Source organism: Chitinophaga terrae (ex Kim and Jung 2007), from assembly GCF_900107795.1.
GTDB lineage: Bacteria > Bacteroidota > Bacteroidia > Chitinophagales > Chitinophagaceae > Chitinophaga > Chitinophaga terrae.
In genome coordinates, this window is sequence record NZ_FNRL01000006.1 from 192230 (window position 1) to 207307 (window position 15078).

Sequence of the window (15078 nt, forward strand, 5' to 3'; positions counted from 1 at the left end):
GATAAACGATTTCATTACGTGGGCAGAAACATTGTCTCTGCAATTCTTTTGCAAGATGAGCAAAATAGAAATGTAAAAAAATGTTGAATGTTATGAAAAGAATGGCATAAATTACTGTAACCATGAGTCAACAAATTGCCAACACGCCTGCTGCCTGGATCTTGCCGGAGCACCTGAGACGCAGGCTGGAAAAGCATCCGTTAGGAAAAAACCTATTTATCACTGCGATCGGCCTGTATAGTGAACAATTGCCACAATCATTCAGTGAACCGACAGGCGTTGCAGCTTATACGTTATTGTATGTTGCACACGGAAAAGGATGGCTGGAAACTGCCCAGCAAAAATCTGCCTTTAAGGCTAACCAGTACCTGCTGATCCCCGGCTATACCGCTTTTCATGCCTGGCCTTCGGCCGAAGCACCCTGGAGGATGTATGCCGTCCAGTTTTCCGGCCTGCTGGCAGCAGATATTTACAATTACCTTGGAACGGCATTAAAGCCGCATACTATTCCACCCCTGGTAGGAAGGAATGCACAGTTCGATGATATCCTGCATCACCTGGATCTGATGAACAACATTGAAAACCTTTTGTACGCCAATTTCAGGTTCTATAGTTTTCTTGGAACTTTCAGGCTTACCGTTTTCAATTACATGAAAAAAGGGGCGGAAAATATCATTGAACAGTGTATACAGATCATGAAGCAGAAACTGGATCAGCATTTAACGCTGGCCGATCTTTCCCAGGCCACCTGTTTATCGGCCTCTTATTTGTCGGCCATCTTCAAAGAGAAAACCAAGTACTCTCCCATCCAGCTATTCACTTCCCTGCGTATGCAGAAAGCCAGCCAGCTTTTGAAAAGTACGAGGTTGTCTGTTAAGGAGATTGCCGGAGAAATGGGATATCCTGACCAGTATAGTTTCAGCCGGTCGTTTAAATCGGTAATGGGACTTTCTCCAAAAACATTCAGGGAAAAACTGGAGCAGCCGGGGAAAATGAAATAAGAGGGGGCAGCGTCATTGGTTGCTACCCTGTACTCTATTTCATTCTTCCCATGCCTTTCGGGATATTAAAATCCAAGCCACCGGGGTTAATCCGCCAGCTTATCTACAAGTTGGGATTTTACGGTCATATAATTCCCGGCGGTAAAAAAGGGACTGCTTATACAAAACAGTCCCGTGTCAATCAAACTTATAACGGTTTTTCAACAATTAAAAGCCGTACCTGAAACCTGGTTAGACTCACGGACCATTACCACACACCACAACCAGGCGTTTATTTTTTATATTCATGCGTTGCTCCGGGAATAAATATCCTGCCAGGCTGATATGGAAGCCGGAGTTTTAGGAGAACAGGTTTTTCGTATCCCAAAAATAAATGCAACGAACAAGAAAAGAATACATCTTAGCAATAGTAACAGAAAGTTCATATATGCTAAACATGAAATAAATCAGATATATAACGTATACGCGCCTACGCTGCAACCGATAAGGTAAGGATGCCTTCCTAATAATTCAAAAAAAAACGGGCAGTACAAAAGCACCGCCCGCCATCTGAAACTCCAACTAACACTAAAATCTTTCTTCCAGTATCTCCCAGTTCACGCCGGCGCCGGCTTTGGTTCCGGCGGCGATAGCCATCGAAAGCGCCCTGAACCGGGTGCTGTTATCGCCGGCGGCATATATACCGGGCACGGTAGTACGTTGCAGTTCATCAACAACGATAAGACCGTCCTTTATTTCACACCCCAGCGCTGCCGGCAGCGGGCTGTGTTGCGTACTGGATGGACGGATAAATACCGCATCCAGGTCTACTCTTTTTCCGTCTGATAGTTCAATGGCGCTTAACACACCTTGCTGATGGATCAATGACCTGACAGGAGTTTCAATAATAGGGATATTGTGCTCCTTCAACTTCGCCAGTTGTTCTTCTGATAAAGTAACGGCGCCATTGGTGAATATGGTGAGGTTTGTACTCCAGTTAGGCAGCAGCCCGGCCAGGTGATAGGCGATATCGCCATTGGCAATCGCCCCCAGTCTTTTATCGCTTACTTCATAGCCGTGGCAATACGGGCAATGGATGAGGGTTATACCCCAGCATTCCTGCAGACCGGGAATAGGCGGCAGTTCGTCTTTCACCCCGGAAGCAAATATCAATTTGGCCGATGCAAATTCCTGGTTGTCGGCTGTGCCGATCACGAAACCGGCAGGAGTTTTCTCCGTCTTTACAGCCGTATTTTCAAGGAGGGCTACCGTGTTATACGCCAATACCTGTTCCAGCGCCTTTGCCTTTATACTGGCCGGGGTTTCGCCATCGTGGGTGATCAGGTTATGCGAGTGTGGGGTTTGCCTGTTGCATGGCTGGTTATTATCGATGATCAGGACGTGGCGTCTTGACCTGCCCAGGGCCATGGCGGCCGATAACCCGGCAAAACTTCCGCCGATGATGATAACGTCGTATTGCTTCTTCAAACTCATTTTTTTCTGTTTAAATGCCTTTAAAGCTCCAAAAATACAAAAATATGCAACATAGTTGCAAATAATATTATTGTTTTAATAAAAGAATAATTACGAGCGAGTACCACAATCAAAAAAAATTTAATAACATTGTCCCTATTAAATAATTTTAACCTATACATGGAACAGATTTATACCCCCCCGCCGCCTAAAAATGTTTTCAACCAACCAAACCTGAAATTCAATGGTAATGGTGGTTCCTACTTCGGAATCCTAATTGTCAACATGTTACTTTGCATAGTAACCCTGGGATTCTACTATCCCTGGGCCAAAGCAAAAAAACTGAGCTACCTCTATTCCAACACAGAACTGGACGGTTCTCCTTTCACCTGGAGCGGTACCGGTAAAGAGATCTTCAAAGGTTTTATCAAAGCGGTTGCCTTATTTGCTGCATTGTTCATTCTTCTGACAGTATTATCACGTACTGCTGGCCCGGTAGTAGCGGCCATTGTTTATTTCATCGGAATAATAGCCATCGTCCCTTTTGCTATTCACGGATCTAACCGTTACCGCTGGTCACGTACTTCCTGGAGGGGTATCCGCTTCGGTTACCGCGGCAACAGGAACGAATTCGTTAGCCTGTTCTTTAAGGAATTCTTCCTCACACTGGTGACATTGGGATTCTATGGCGCCTGGATGCTCATGAACCTGCGCAATTATATTATCGGGAATATCCGTTTCGGAAGCGGCGAGTTTAAATACAAGGGAAATGGATGGGATTATTTCGTAATGAACCTTAAAGGCTATCTGCTCACCTTAGTTACGCTGGGTATCTATGGTTTCTGGTGGCAAGCCAATATCTTCCGGTACTTTGTTGATAATACAGAATTACACCACGAAGGCAAAATGTATAAACTTCGTTCAACCGCGACTGGCGGTCAATTTGCCGGTCTGATCATCTTAAACATGATCATCCTCATATTTACACTTGGTATTGGTTATGCCTGGGTTCAGGTAAACGTACTGAAATTCGTTGCCGAGCATGTTGAAATAGACGGAGACATTGACCTGGGAGAACTGAAACAAACAGAAGAAGAATATAAGGACGCCATGGGTGATGACATTGCAGGTTTCCTGGATTTAGACATCGTTTAATACACTTATGTATCCCGGAAAGTATTATAATGACCAGACATCAGCCCTGACGCAGGTAAACATCACTTTGTTTGATACCTACCTGGAGTTTAAGCCAGTTGAAAATATAAAAGCAACAAGACATTCCTGGAACTTCGATGAAATACAGTTCCTGGAGATCAATAAAAATTTTGTAAAGCTCATACATTCAACTGATGGCGGCCTGGAGATCCGGGATCCAGAATTTATACAAACATTCAAAAAACTTTATAGCCATACCCGGGGTACCTCGATTTATTCGATGGTGCTCCGGGGAGGCACCAAAGCAGCCTTTCTCACTGCAGGCATACTATTCGCTATCCTCGTCATTTGCTATTTTTTTGTTATCCCCTGGGGAGCCGAAAAGATCGCCGGTCAGTTGCCTAAATCTGTAGACCGCGAAGTAGGCCAGGCAGCCAGGGCAGCCCTCGACGAAACCATTGACACGGCGGGCAGCAAGTTACTTACTGAATTCGCGTCAGGCATCAACTGGAAATCTGACGACACACTAAGGTTCTCTGTTGTCAAAAGTGAGGTGGTGAACGCCTATGCGCTGCCAGGCGGTTACATTGTTGTATACTCCGAGCTCCTGAAAAAGATACAGACCAAAGAAGAACTGGCTGCATTACTGGCACATGAAGTATCGCATGTTAATCACCGGCACTCTATCCGCAAACTTTGTAAGGACCTCAGCACTTCCATCCTGGTTAATACCATACTGGGAAACATCGGCGCTGTATCCGCCTCGTTATACTCCAACGCCACAACCATTTATAACCTGCGTTATAGCAGGGAATATGAAAAAGAAGCCGATATAGAAGGATTAGAGTTGCTCAGGACAAACCACATTGATCAGAAAGGAATGCTGGACCTGATGAAGATACTTTCCGGCATCGATAAAAAAATTGCAGTTCCTACCTTCCTCAGCACTCACCCGCTTACCGGTAACCGGATCAACTACCTGGAACAACAGATAAAAGAACATCCTTCCAGTTATACCGATATGCCGGCATTGAACGGACCTTTCAGGGCACTGAAGAAATTATACCACTAAGCCGTTTTGCTGTCGAGCATGATTGAATGTTCGGATGGATGGAATTCATTTTCATTCTTTGCTATTACGATGGTAGCCACCCCATTACCAATGATATTTGTAATTGCCCTGGCCTCGCTCATGAATTTATCTACCCCTATCAGGAATGCCAGTCCCTCAACGGGTATTTTATGCAAGGCTGCCAGGGTAGACGCCAGTACAATGAAACCGCTGCCCGTAACACCGGCTGCACCTTTGGAAGTAAGCATCAAAATACCGATCACTGTAAGCATTTCTGCTATTTCCAGTTTTACATTATATAATTGTGCAATAAAGATCACGGCCATCGACAGGTAAATAGAAGTCCCATCAAGATTGAAAGAATAACCTGTTGGTACTACCAGTCCAACTACCGACTTGCTGCAGCCCAATTTTTCCAGCTTCAGCATAATGCTGGGCAGAGCCGATTCTGATGAGGATGTTCCCAACACCAGCAACAACTCTTCCCGGATATAATGCAGGAATTTCCAGATGCTCATTCCATAATACCTGAGAATGCCGCCCAGTAACAGCGCCACGAATAGGAACATGGTCAGATACATGGTTCCCATCATTTTTGCCAGCGGCACCAGCGTGTTCAAACCAAATTTTCCAACTGTATAGGCCATTCCGCCGAAGGCGCCGAGCGGCGCCAGGTACATTACGTATTTCAGGGCTCTAAACACCCATTTAGATACCCAGCTTAATTTTGTTACTACTGCCTGCCGGTATTCCGAAAAACTGACCACTACACCAATCACTATAGCAGCCGCCAATACCTGCAGGGTGAGATTATGGGCAAAGAAGGCGCCCCAGTCAAAACTGCTTTCAGCATTCCGGGTATATTTTGAAGCGCTTTGCAGGGAGAGGTTCAGTTTATCTATCTTTCCCGGCTGCAGCAATACTGCCATCACTATGCCCAGGGCCAGGGAAATCGTAGATACTATTTCAAAATAGATCAGGGATTTCACTCCAATCCTTCCTACTTTTCTCAGGCTATCCATCCCGCATATTCCTAATACGATGGTCAGGAAAATAATAGGCGCAATAAACAGTTTGATGATATCAATAAAGGTTGTGCCTATTATTTCCATCTTTACGGCAAGCGCCGGCGCACGGACGCCGACACAAACGGCAGCAAGGATCGCTATCAGCACCCAGAAAGAGAGATTGGTAACCAGCCGGTGGGCGGGCCCCGGACGGTCTTTTTTTGCGGCAATGGTTGATAAATCGTCGAGCATAGAAAATAGCTGGAAATACTTCGGTAAGTAACAAAAATTCCCCGGGATTATCATGTTTCTCTTTGTCAAATATCCCTGACAGAAAAACAGTTACTTTTTAAGCTGCTCGATCAACGCCTGTATCCCATTTATACCCGGCATTAACAACCGCGCTCTTTCTGCCCATTGCAACGCCTCTTTTCGTGCAGGATCGGCAGCCGGCAAAACCTGTGCAAAGGAGCTTGCAGCTTCGTATAGCCGGCCTGCCAGGTCCCGGGAATAAATATTCACTATATATTCCCTCTCTTCTTCAAAACCCGGGGTTTTGGTACTATCTTTTTCTCCCCTGAGAAAGGGGGCCATTATTTCATCGTATCTTCTTTTGTCCTCTTTTTTGATATCAGCCACCGGGATCTCCATGGTGGTTCCTACCCGTTTATAAACGGCTGGTTTCAGCAACGAATCATTTTTAGTGATTGTGGCATAAGCTATCGTTAGCATGTTCAGATGTGCATGCTGCGCATCATTCAAGGGCTCCAGCTGCCGGACATATTCCCGGAGCTGCTCATATTCCGGCAGCCGTTTAGCCGAAACGGCAAAGTCCAGCCCTCTGTCGACCAGCTGGTTATATAAACGGGGTTTGATCTGCGCCCGGATATCCTGGTTTAAGGAGTTGTAGTTCCTCATTAGTATTTGCAGTGCGGGAGTTTGCAGACCATTTAAATACCGCCCGATAAACAGCAATGCCTCGTCTGTTCTCAAGCTGTCGGCAGGCCAGGCTTTTACCAACTCGGTAAAGGCATCTGAATTGTCCATATCCAATGCCGCCTTTGCCGCAATAAACTTCCGCAGAAACGAAAGTTGCCTGTTCCCGTTTTTAAAGGTAGCTTCCAGGTTGCCCAGCTGGTCTTTATCCGCTACTTTGCCAAGCGCTTCATCCGCTATTGCCAGGAAAGGAGCACTCGCTTTTTCTCCAACTACTTTATGCAGTAAAAACCCGCTGCTGTTTAGGAACAGGAAAGTAGGATAAGCTTTGACATTGAATTGCTTGGCCAACTCACGCCCCTCTCCTTTTTCCGCATTCAGTTTATAACAAACAAATGCCTTGTTATATTTATCTCCCACCGCCTTCTCTTTAAAAACAGTTGCATCCATCAGTTTGCAAGGTCCGCACCAGTCGGTATAGACATCCACAAAAATGGGGCGTTGTTCCTTTTCAGCCAGCGCCACCAGTTCCTGCCAGTTTCCCTGCATGAACCGGATGCCTGTCGTTTGCTGCGCCGCTGTTACTACAGTTATCAGGTTTAGCAGGAGCACAGAAAATAATCGCAAATGCATAATCCAGTCGTTGATTGTTTGAAAAAATAAGAAAAAAAGGCATAAATGCCCCCTTAATTTGTCTTTTCCTCCCTCAGGAGAAGGCGCGGTATCCGCTACTTTTGCAATAAAGTACCCACACAATGAAAACGATGCTTGATAAAGCTACTCGTGACAAAATTATCCAGAGGATACATTCATTAAATGAAAACTGCGTTGCGCAGTGGGGCAAAATGAATGTTTACCAGATGTTGAAACACTGTAGTTTATGGGAAGAGATGGTATTGGGCAGACAGCAGTATAAACAGTCGTTCATCGGAAAATATTTGGCCGTTCCGCCCTGAAATCGGTATTGAAAGACGACAGTCCCCTGCGGCGTAATACCCCTACCGCGCCGGGACTTGCCATAAAAGAAACCAACGGCAATGTCGCAAACCAGAAAGCAACCTGGATCTCTTTGTTAAGGGAGTATGAGCAATTTCCTGAATACCAGTTCATCCATCCTTTCTTTGGAAAAATGACCAGGGAGCAGATTGGGCGCATGGCATTCAAGCATGCAGATCATCACCTGCGTCAATTTGGCTGCTAACTTAATCTTTTATTACGGTGAACCCCGTCCGGAAGCCCTTCATTTCCCGCCACACAGTGTCCAGCAATGGCAGCTTAGGTTTGCCCGTAGCGGGCGGATAAGCGATGTAAAAGCGGTGCGCTGCGTCCTGCTGGTCCAGTACAATACGCGCCGCTGTTTGGCCCATTGTATTGGTGGCAAATAGGGTACAGGCAAATGCAACAGCAATTTTATGAAGCATAGTGATTGAATTATGGAATGTTAATCCATAATTTCAAATTTATCATATTCCTGGTATATTTTATCCAGCTTCCCATTTTTGAAATAAAGGGAGATAGAATACCTTTCCCTGCTATTGTCAAAAAAGACGAAATACCATCTTTCGTAGGTTTCCATTTTAGGATCATATCCCTTGGAAAGATCCTTTGCTCCCAATCCAATAGAGTAATTATCGAGGATCTTCGAGGTTTTGATAGCTTTAAGCCGTGCATAGAGTTGGTTCAATGGCAGTTCGTTGTGCAGCGCGACGGCTGAAGACAAAGCGGCTGGCCATTGCGGAACGGGTTTCAACATTGCGCTGCCTGAGTCGATGTACGATACTTTCTCTTTCCCGAATCCTATTGCAATGCGTTGCGGATAGACAACATTATTCATTTCGAGGCTGATACCGCTATAAAGGGTCATTCTTTCCCCAATCTCATCCAGCGAACTGAATTTATATTGTCCTACTACTTCAAGTCCGCTAAGGTCCTTTACCTGGCTAAGCGCCTGCACCTGGGCATATACTTCGGCGCCGGTACTTCCTATTTTAATGCCCCAACGTTCACCTTTGGTGATGGTTTCACGTTTATGGTCATTGTCTTTTTTTGTACAGGAGGCAAGAAGTAATGCTGCAGCGGTAATAAGAAGTAATCTTTTCATGATGCGGGAAGAAGATGTTTTGATTGATAATTTTCGACAGTACGGTTATTAAACGATCAGGCAAGGGATTTGTTACAGGCAGCTTCTCCCTCATTTCCTGCTAGCCCATTGTATGTACAATAAGTCCAATATGCGTAAAGAAATTCAAAGCGCCAAACAACAGCCAAACATATCCTGTGAGCATCAGAAGTGTATAAACCAGTTTGTGCAACCCGCTAAGCCTGTCTTCGTCCGCCATCCATTGTTTTAAACTAAATGGAACCAGAACCGCCGACAGCCCTACCAGCGCATAGATAATAGAAATAAACGAGGCTTCCAGCATAGGGTAAGCTGCAAACCGGCCGGATATCGGTTCTTCCTTAGGTGCGGCAAATAATTGGAAGGTAACCCCCGCAACCCCGATCCCGATAAGGGCCATACCTACGCCGTAAAACAGGTAGCGGGTCTGGTAAAGGTCGCCCGCCACTTCCTGCAGTGTATATCCTCCATGTTTCCGGTATTGATAGAAATAGTAAGACAGCCCGAGTAATATTACTCCAAGTGCCAGGCTTGGCTCTCCGAATATGATATTATCAAACGGGAAATATTTGGCCATAGGCCAGGTTAGCGTCATGTGCAGTCCTGTAGGGAACAGGATAAGCGCAAGAATGGCGAGATTAATACTGGCGCCCAAAGGCCGGAATCCCTGGCCTTCGTATAAACTACGCCCGATCTGGGCGATCGACAACAAGGCGGCGCCTGCGGCAACCGACATGATAGTATTGTAGGTAGGCATTTGCGTCCAGTCTATGATCAGTTTATCTGGCATAAAAAATAGTTTCAGGTGTTGATATATCTTACAAACTAAGCTGCCTGATGGTTTATCACTTCCGGTTAAAATATTCTTCTTTGGGTTAAACTTGAGTGGATTGGCAGAGAAGACACTGCCTAACGGGTAAAGGCATACGGAATTTGTGAAATTGTTTTTTCTACATATTCCGGGGGCTAACCATTTTAAAACAATACGTAGGAATCCAATACCGTCCAGCTGCCTTCCGCAATTTCGGCGTCCAGCTCCTGGTAATCCCAGCCGCAGTAACCAATAAATATTTTAATGTCTTTATCGGTCATGGTACCGGTATTCAGGGAATGCATGGCGGTTTTAAAATCTCCTCCCACGAAGATATCGCCTGTTACCGGCTCACCCCCGGCAATGACATCGCCCCGGCGATGAATGAAATAAAGATGATCGTGGTCTACCGGCCCTCCTTCCAGGAGTGGAAAGGGAATACTTTCGCGAAACTCTACCAGCTCGTTGATCTTTCGGGGAAACGGCCTGTTCACCACGAAACCCATGGCTCCTTTCTCATTGTATTCTGTAATGAAGATAACGGTGTTCGCGAAGTAGGTATCCTCCAGCAAGGACGTACTTTTTATAAATAAGCCTGCATTCATGGCGGCAAAACTAAGAAATAGGGCTGACTAACAGGTAAGATGACAACGAGATTGCCATTATCTGCCTGTTTAGCCGGCCCCGTTATTTCCTGTTTACAGGTGAAGTCCGCCGGAGGCTTCTATGCGTTGGGCTGTGACCCAGGCGCCGGCCGGAGAGCAGAGGAAAGCTACAATACCGCCGATATCTTCCGGCCTGCCCAGGCGTGGGATCGCTGTCTGGGCGATGATGTGCTGCTGCATTTCAGGACTGCTTTTCAGCCGTCCGCCGCTGAAGTCGGTAGGTATTGCTCCCGGCGCTACCACGTTAACGTTGATACCGCGGGGGCCTAGTTCTTTTGCCAGGTATTTTGTCAATACCTCGATCGCGCCTTTCATAGAAGCATAAGCGCCTGAACCGGGGTAAGTAATGCGCGTTAAGCCGGATGAAAGATTAACAATACCGCCGTTATCGTTTAAGAACGGGATTAGCTGTTGTGTGAGGAAGAATACTCCTTTAAAGTGCATATTCATCAAAGCATCGAATTGCTCTTCGGTGGTAGCTGCGAAGGAAGGGATCTGGAAATTTGCGCCGGCGTTGTTTACCAGGTGATCAAATCCTTTCGATTCGAATTTGCTTTGAAGCAAATCGGTGAATGCTGCCACAAAACCGCTGAAAGAACCGGTATCGCCAACATTCAATTGCAGTGCTGCTGCTTTAACGCCTGTGTCTTCAAGCGTTCTGACCACTTCAAGCGCTTCATCTTTTTTACTTTGATAGGTAAGTACGACATCATGACCGTTTGTTGCCAGTTTAAGGGCCATATCTTTGCCCAATCCTCTGCTTCCACCTGTTACCAGGGCTATTTTATTACGCTGTACCATAAGATAAAAAATTTGATGCAGCAAAGTTCCGTCATTCGCCCGCAGCGGGCGTTGTAAATCCCAAACCGATATTTACGAAAATCAAACCTGGTTAGTTACGGAATTGTAAAGGCGAGATCCCGTTCTGCTTCCTGAAGAAATTAGAGAAATGGGAAACTTCATCAAAGCCCAGGCAATAGGCGATCTCGGAGATATTCCAATTGGTTTGTTTCAGCAAAACCTTGGCTTCCTGCGAGATCCGGCCGGCGATAATAGTGCTGGTTGTTTTACCGGTAGCTGTTTTAACTGCCCGGTTCAGGTAGTTGACGTGTACGGAGAGTTGCTTGGCATAATCGTTCGCCGTACGCAGTTCAATTTTTTGCATAGTCGATTCTATGGGGAATTGTCTTTCCAGCAGTTCGTTGAACAGGGAAGCTACCCGGTTTATGCCGTTGCTTTTGTTGGCGCTTATTGTTCCGGGTAATAATTTCTGGCCGGTATGTATCAGTTCCAGTACATAGTTCCGCAGCAGGTCGTATTTATACAGGTAGTCGGAAGCGATCTCGGATTCCATCTTCCTGAAGATCTGTTCTATATTTGCCGCTTCCTCGTCTGTAAGCTGGAATATCGGGAAGCCGGAGGGAGAAAATATCGGCAGTTCGTCTATCGATACCCCGCTTTTTGATTTCGCCATAAAATCTGCGGAGAATATGCAGAAATAACCTGCCTGGTCATAATTGGCAGGCACCCAGTGATATGGGATCTTTGGCGTAGCGAATACCAGGGCCTGTTTTTCTATTTCTATCACTTTATCGGCATATTCGGCCCTGTTCTGCCCTCTTACCAGGCTGATCTTATAATAAGCTCTCCTGTTATAGGGCATATACCAGCCCGACTCTTTTATCCTCTTATAAATTTCAGCAGCATTAAAGATGTTGAAATGCCCGATCTCCCGGGAGATATTCGGGGGCAGCAGTGAATGGAGCTTGTTTTCCTCGTAAAACGCATCTACTGATCTTACTTCCATTGGTTTCACTTTAGAAGGCAAATTTACGACTTAACGGGCTGATTTAGCGGCAGACGGAGAAGCGTTGTATTTAATATTTAGCCTGCCCTATCTCCAGTTTACTAACCTTTCCCTGTTCGTCCAGGTGGAACCTGAAATAGGTTTTGAAATCTCCCCAGCTGTCGCTATGCCATTGCCCGTACACTGCTGTTCCTTCTTCTTCCACCTTGTCTATACTCTTAAAGTGTTCATGCCCTATGGCCGTTTCACAAAAACGTTTAAAATCCCTGGGTTGGCCGTCATCCAATAAAAGCGGCTTTTCCGTAAAGAAGGAAAGCCATTTTTTAAGGTCGGCGGCCTGCCAGGCTTCCACTGCCTGGCGTACAACCGGGTTGCCGATTAAATTGTAGTCTGTCATCGTTTCGGATTTATTCATTAAATAACCTGCCGGTTATATAAATATACCAAAACCTATCGATACACCGCAATACCAGCCGCCAATAGCGCTAATCCAAGGAGTGTATAATAGGCCAAGGGAGTGTAAGGCCTGTTGCCAAAACGTATATTGATCACCGTCACTAATAAAAAGGCCGCCGTTTTGGGCACTACTTTATAATAGTTCACATGCGGGTACTTCATCAGCACCAATAGTATCCCGGTAACCAGTATCATCAATCCCATTATCATTCCTTTACGGGATCTGGGGCCGCCTCCGCGGGTCGGCCATAGTATGCCTAAATGGCCAATATATGAGGCAAATACGAAGAAGTGCAGCAATAATACGATACTAAACAGCATAAACAGGTCTTTTAACGGTGAACAGATAATAGGCGCCAACGGAGAGGCAGATCAATATAGCTGCCAGGTGAGGATAGATATGGCTGCTGAGATGAGTGGGATCATTTAAAACCAACGTGAGATCGGTAGCGGGAACTATCGCCATTCCCAACATAAACCATCCCAACGCCCTGAATTCCTTGCCGAATAATAACAGCAGGGTAACAAGGCCGGTAGCCAGATCACGAATTCCCTTTATGTAATGGAAAGAATAATTGCCCCGGATACCCGTCTGGATACCGAATGCTGATTCTGCCAGCTGGGGTTGGATAAGAAAACGAAGGCCGATAAAGACCAGTAACAAACCTGTAAGTAAAGCGATCCAATACGCAGTTGTTTTCATGACTTTGTGTTTTTGATCATTTGATGATAACACAAAGCTATTGCGCTCTCAGAGCCTATCCGTTAACCCAGGTTAATAAATTACGTGGCCAGTCTTTTCCTGATACGGCTGAGGGAAGGAGGCTTAACTCCTACATAAGAGGAAATATAATATTGCGGAAGCCTTGATACCAGCTCCGGATAGCGGTCGAGGAACTGCAGGTATCGCTGTTCCGGCTGTTGCCTGTAGATGGTATCCACCTTCTTAATCGCCAGCACATACAGGTATTCGCAGATCAGGCGCCCGAATTTCTGTCCCTCTTCTACATGCAGGTATAACTGTTGAAGATCATCGTACGAGATGCAAAGAATAGTAGTGGGCTCTATACATTGTATACTGGTATTGGAGGGCGAATGATCAAGAAAACTGGCATAATTGCAGGTGAATTCCTGTTCCTTGTTAAAATCGACGGTCAGGTCTTCCCCATCTTCTTTTGTAACAAAGTACCTTACCAATCCTTTCTCAATAAACCCCGCTTCCCGGCATACCTGTCCTTCCCGCAGGAAGTAGTCTCCTTTTTCGTACCTGCGGGTTGCAAACCGGTCGGAGATCCATTCTTTTTCTGCGTCCGAAAGTTTTATGAAATGAGATATCTGGTTAATTAAATGATGATGCATACCTAATGTTCAAGGTTCTAAAATAGCAAAAATGCCTTACCTTTCCCGGGCAAACGACCCATACCTGTATGTTTAAACCCTTAGTACCGCTTTTGCTGGTGCTCCAGTTGCTTTCACCAGCCCTTTACTCCCAGGACCTTCCACAGCGCAATGACTATCCGGCCATTGACAGTTTTGCCAGGCGGTTGAAATACCCGGGCGATGTTTACAGGCTAACTCAGTCTCTCACTACTCCTTACCACGATAATTTGAGCAAGGCGAGAGCCATCTTTATCTGGATCACTGAACATATTAAATATGACTATAAGCTTTACAACCTGGATGATGAGGCCAAGGTCAAAAAGTTGAAATATCCAAAATGCAGGGAAGGCGAAGATTGTACTTTAAAGATGGAGGATTGGGAGAATAACTACATCAGCAAGATCCTGAGAAAAAGGAAAGCGATTTGCGATGGGTATTCTAAACTGTTTAAGCGGATGTGCAACCTCGCGGGCATCCACTGCGAGATCATCAGCGGCTATACGAAAAATAAGCACTATCAGATCGGGAAAATGGGGAAAGTGGATCATGCCTGGAACGCGGTGTATTTAGATAGCGCTTACTACCTGGTAGACGCTACCTGGGCGGCAGGCTTCTGCCAGGAAGATGAAAGCAGCGGAAAACTTAAAGGTCCCTTCGTAAAAAAATTTGACAACTATTACTGGCTCACGCCTTTTGATAAATTAAGCCGCGACCATTACCCGGAAGATCCGAAATGGTTGTTTAACTCCGGGTATACCAGGGAAAAATTTAAAAACAACCCATATATAGAACCATCTGCAGATCATAACCTGGTTATCATCTCCCCAGCTACCGGAGTGATACGGGCAAAGCCCTGTGACACTATCCACTTTGAAATTGAATATGAAAAGCCGATCACCCGGTTGCAGGTGAACTCAAATCTTTCCCGCAACCCTGCCGTTTATAGCCTGGTAAAGAACGGTAAAAAAGGGAAAGACTGGGTTTTAAATGAACCGGCGTTACGCAGGCAGCAGTATATATCTTTCAACCGCGATAACAACCGGTATTCATTTGATTACGAAGTAACAGATGCTAATTTGAACTACCTGGATATTCTCTTCAATTATTTCCGGGCAATGAGGTTCAAGGTGATCATAACTCCTTAACCAGGGTATTGCAAACAGGAAAAGCCGCCTTTCTCTACAACGTAGAAAAAGACGGCTTCAAAAAAACCAGAA

General features: G+C 45.6%; 18 protein-coding genes. 5 read left to right on the top strand and 13 right to left on the bottom strand.

What is annotated here, in order from left to right; genetic code table 11:
* Positions 1 to 122 precede the first annotated feature (122 nt).
* The gene (locus tag BLV62_RS08640) at positions 123 to 1001 is read left to right on the top strand and encodes an AraC family transcriptional regulator (RefSeq protein WP_089760682.1); all 879 of its coding nucleotides are present in this window, start codon (positions 123 to 125) and stop codon (positions 999 to 1001) included.
* Between the two features lie 567 nt (positions 1002 to 1568).
* Here the strand turns inward: BLV62_RS08640 and BLV62_RS08645 are convergent.
* The gene (locus tag BLV62_RS08645; protein WP_089760684.1) at positions 1569 to 2474 is read right to left on the bottom strand and encodes an NAD(P)/FAD-dependent oxidoreductase; all 906 of its coding nucleotides are present in this window, start codon (positions 2472 to 2474) and stop codon (positions 1569 to 1571) included.
* Positions 2475 to 2633: 159 nt separating this feature from the next.
* Here BLV62_RS08645 and BLV62_RS08650 point away from each other — a divergent pair, with 159 nt between their 5' ends.
* Positions 2634 to 3608 (top strand): YjgN family protein, encoded by a 975-nt coding sequence (locus tag BLV62_RS08650; RefSeq protein WP_089760686.1) that lies wholly within the window; start codon positions 2634 to 2636, stop codon positions 3606 to 3608.
* A 7-nt stretch (positions 3609 to 3615) separates the two neighbouring features.
* Positions 3616 to 4680 carry a M48 family metallopeptidase gene (locus BLV62_RS08655; protein ID WP_089760688.1) on the top strand — a complete coding sequence of 355 codons (1065 nt, stop codon included), beginning with the start codon at positions 3616 to 3618 and terminating at the stop codon, positions 4678 to 4680.
* Here BLV62_RS08655 and BLV62_RS08660 read toward each other — a convergent pair.
* Together BLV62_RS08660 and BLV62_RS08665 are read right to left on the bottom strand one after the other, a co-directional pair.
* Positions 4677 to 5939: a cation:dicarboxylate symporter family transporter gene (locus BLV62_RS08660; RefSeq protein WP_089760690.1), complete on the bottom strand. Its 1263-nt coding sequence runs from the start codon at positions 5937 to 5939 to the stop codon at positions 4677 to 4679. The genes BLV62_RS08655 and BLV62_RS08660 overlap by 4 nt on opposite strands.
* A 90-nt stretch (positions 5940 to 6029) precedes the next feature.
* The gene (locus tag BLV62_RS08665; RefSeq protein WP_139170027.1) at positions 6030 to 7256 is read right to left on the bottom strand and encodes a thioredoxin family protein; all 1227 of its coding nucleotides are present in this window, start codon (positions 7254 to 7256) and stop codon (positions 6030 to 6032) included.
* A gap of 331 nt (positions 7257 to 7587) precedes the next feature.
* Between BLV62_RS08665 and BLV62_RS28530 the strand changes: the two genes are divergently transcribed.
* Positions 7588 to 7824: a DUF1569 domain-containing protein gene (locus BLV62_RS28530; protein WP_211117693.1), complete on the top strand. Its 237-nt coding sequence runs from the start codon at positions 7588 to 7590 to the stop codon at positions 7822 to 7824.
* Position 7825: 1 nt separating this feature from the next.
* Here the strand turns inward: BLV62_RS28530 and BLV62_RS08675 are convergent, their stop codons facing one another.
* The 10 genes from BLV62_RS08675 to BLV62_RS08720 form a co-directional block, all read right to left on the bottom strand.
* Complete coding sequence (locus tag BLV62_RS08675; protein WP_089760695.1) at positions 7826 to 8044, bottom strand: hypothetical protein; 219 nt, start codon at positions 8042 to 8044, stop codon at positions 7826 to 7828.
* 20 nt (positions 8045 to 8064) lie between these two features.
* Positions 8065 to 8724 carry a hypothetical protein gene (locus tag BLV62_RS08680; RefSeq protein ID WP_089760697.1) on the bottom strand — a complete coding sequence of 220 codons (660 nt, stop codon included), beginning with the start codon at positions 8722 to 8724 and terminating at the stop codon, positions 8065 to 8067.
* A gap of 100 nt (positions 8725 to 8824) precedes the next feature.
* Positions 8825 to 9532, bottom strand: a complete 708-nt coding sequence (locus BLV62_RS08685) for a DUF981 family protein (protein ID WP_211117692.1) — start codon at positions 9530 to 9532, stop codon at positions 8825 to 8827.
* A gap of 185 nt (positions 9533 to 9717) precedes the next feature.
* Positions 9718 to 10158, bottom strand: coding sequence for a YqgE/AlgH family protein (locus BLV62_RS08690; RefSeq protein WP_089760699.1), 441 nt, complete (start codon positions 10156 to 10158; stop codon positions 9718 to 9720).
* Between the two features lie 93 nt (positions 10159 to 10251).
* Entirely contained in the window at positions 10252 to 11019 is a 768-nt protein-coding gene (locus BLV62_RS08695; RefSeq protein WP_089760701.1) for an SDR family NAD(P)-dependent oxidoreductase, read from the bottom strand.
* A gap of 91 nt (positions 11020 to 11110) precedes the next feature.
* The gene (locus BLV62_RS08700) at positions 11111 to 12025 is read right to left on the bottom strand and encodes a helix-turn-helix domain-containing protein (protein WP_089760703.1); all 915 of its coding nucleotides are present in this window, start codon (positions 12023 to 12025) and stop codon (positions 11111 to 11113) included.
* Between the two features lie 70 nt (positions 12026 to 12095).
* A complete protein-coding gene (locus BLV62_RS08705; RefSeq protein WP_089760868.1) occupies positions 12096 to 12422 on the bottom strand; it encodes a hypothetical protein in 327 nt (108 codons plus the stop codon).
* Between the two features lie 53 nt (positions 12423 to 12475).
* A complete protein-coding gene (locus BLV62_RS08710; protein ID WP_089760705.1) occupies positions 12476 to 12802 on the bottom strand; it encodes a hypothetical protein in 327 nt (108 codons plus the stop codon).
* A complete protein-coding gene (locus BLV62_RS08715) occupies positions 12792 to 13184 on the bottom strand; it encodes a DUF4267 domain-containing protein (protein ID WP_089760707.1) in 393 nt (130 codons plus the stop codon). Before BLV62_RS08715 ends, BLV62_RS08710 begins: the two co-directional genes overlap by 11 nt.
* Before the next feature lie 80 nt (positions 13185 to 13264).
* The gene (locus tag BLV62_RS08720) at positions 13265 to 13840 is read right to left on the bottom strand and encodes a Crp/Fnr family transcriptional regulator (RefSeq protein ID WP_089760709.1); all 576 of its coding nucleotides are present in this window, start codon (positions 13838 to 13840) and stop codon (positions 13265 to 13267) included.
* Between the two features lie 68 nt (positions 13841 to 13908).
* On the opposite strand from BLV62_RS08720, the gene BLV62_RS08725 reads away from it, so the two are divergent.
* A complete protein-coding gene (locus tag BLV62_RS08725) occupies positions 13909 to 15006 on the top strand; it encodes a transglutaminase domain-containing protein (RefSeq protein WP_089760711.1) in 1098 nt (365 codons plus the stop codon).
* Positions 15007 to 15078 lie beyond the last annotated feature (72 nt).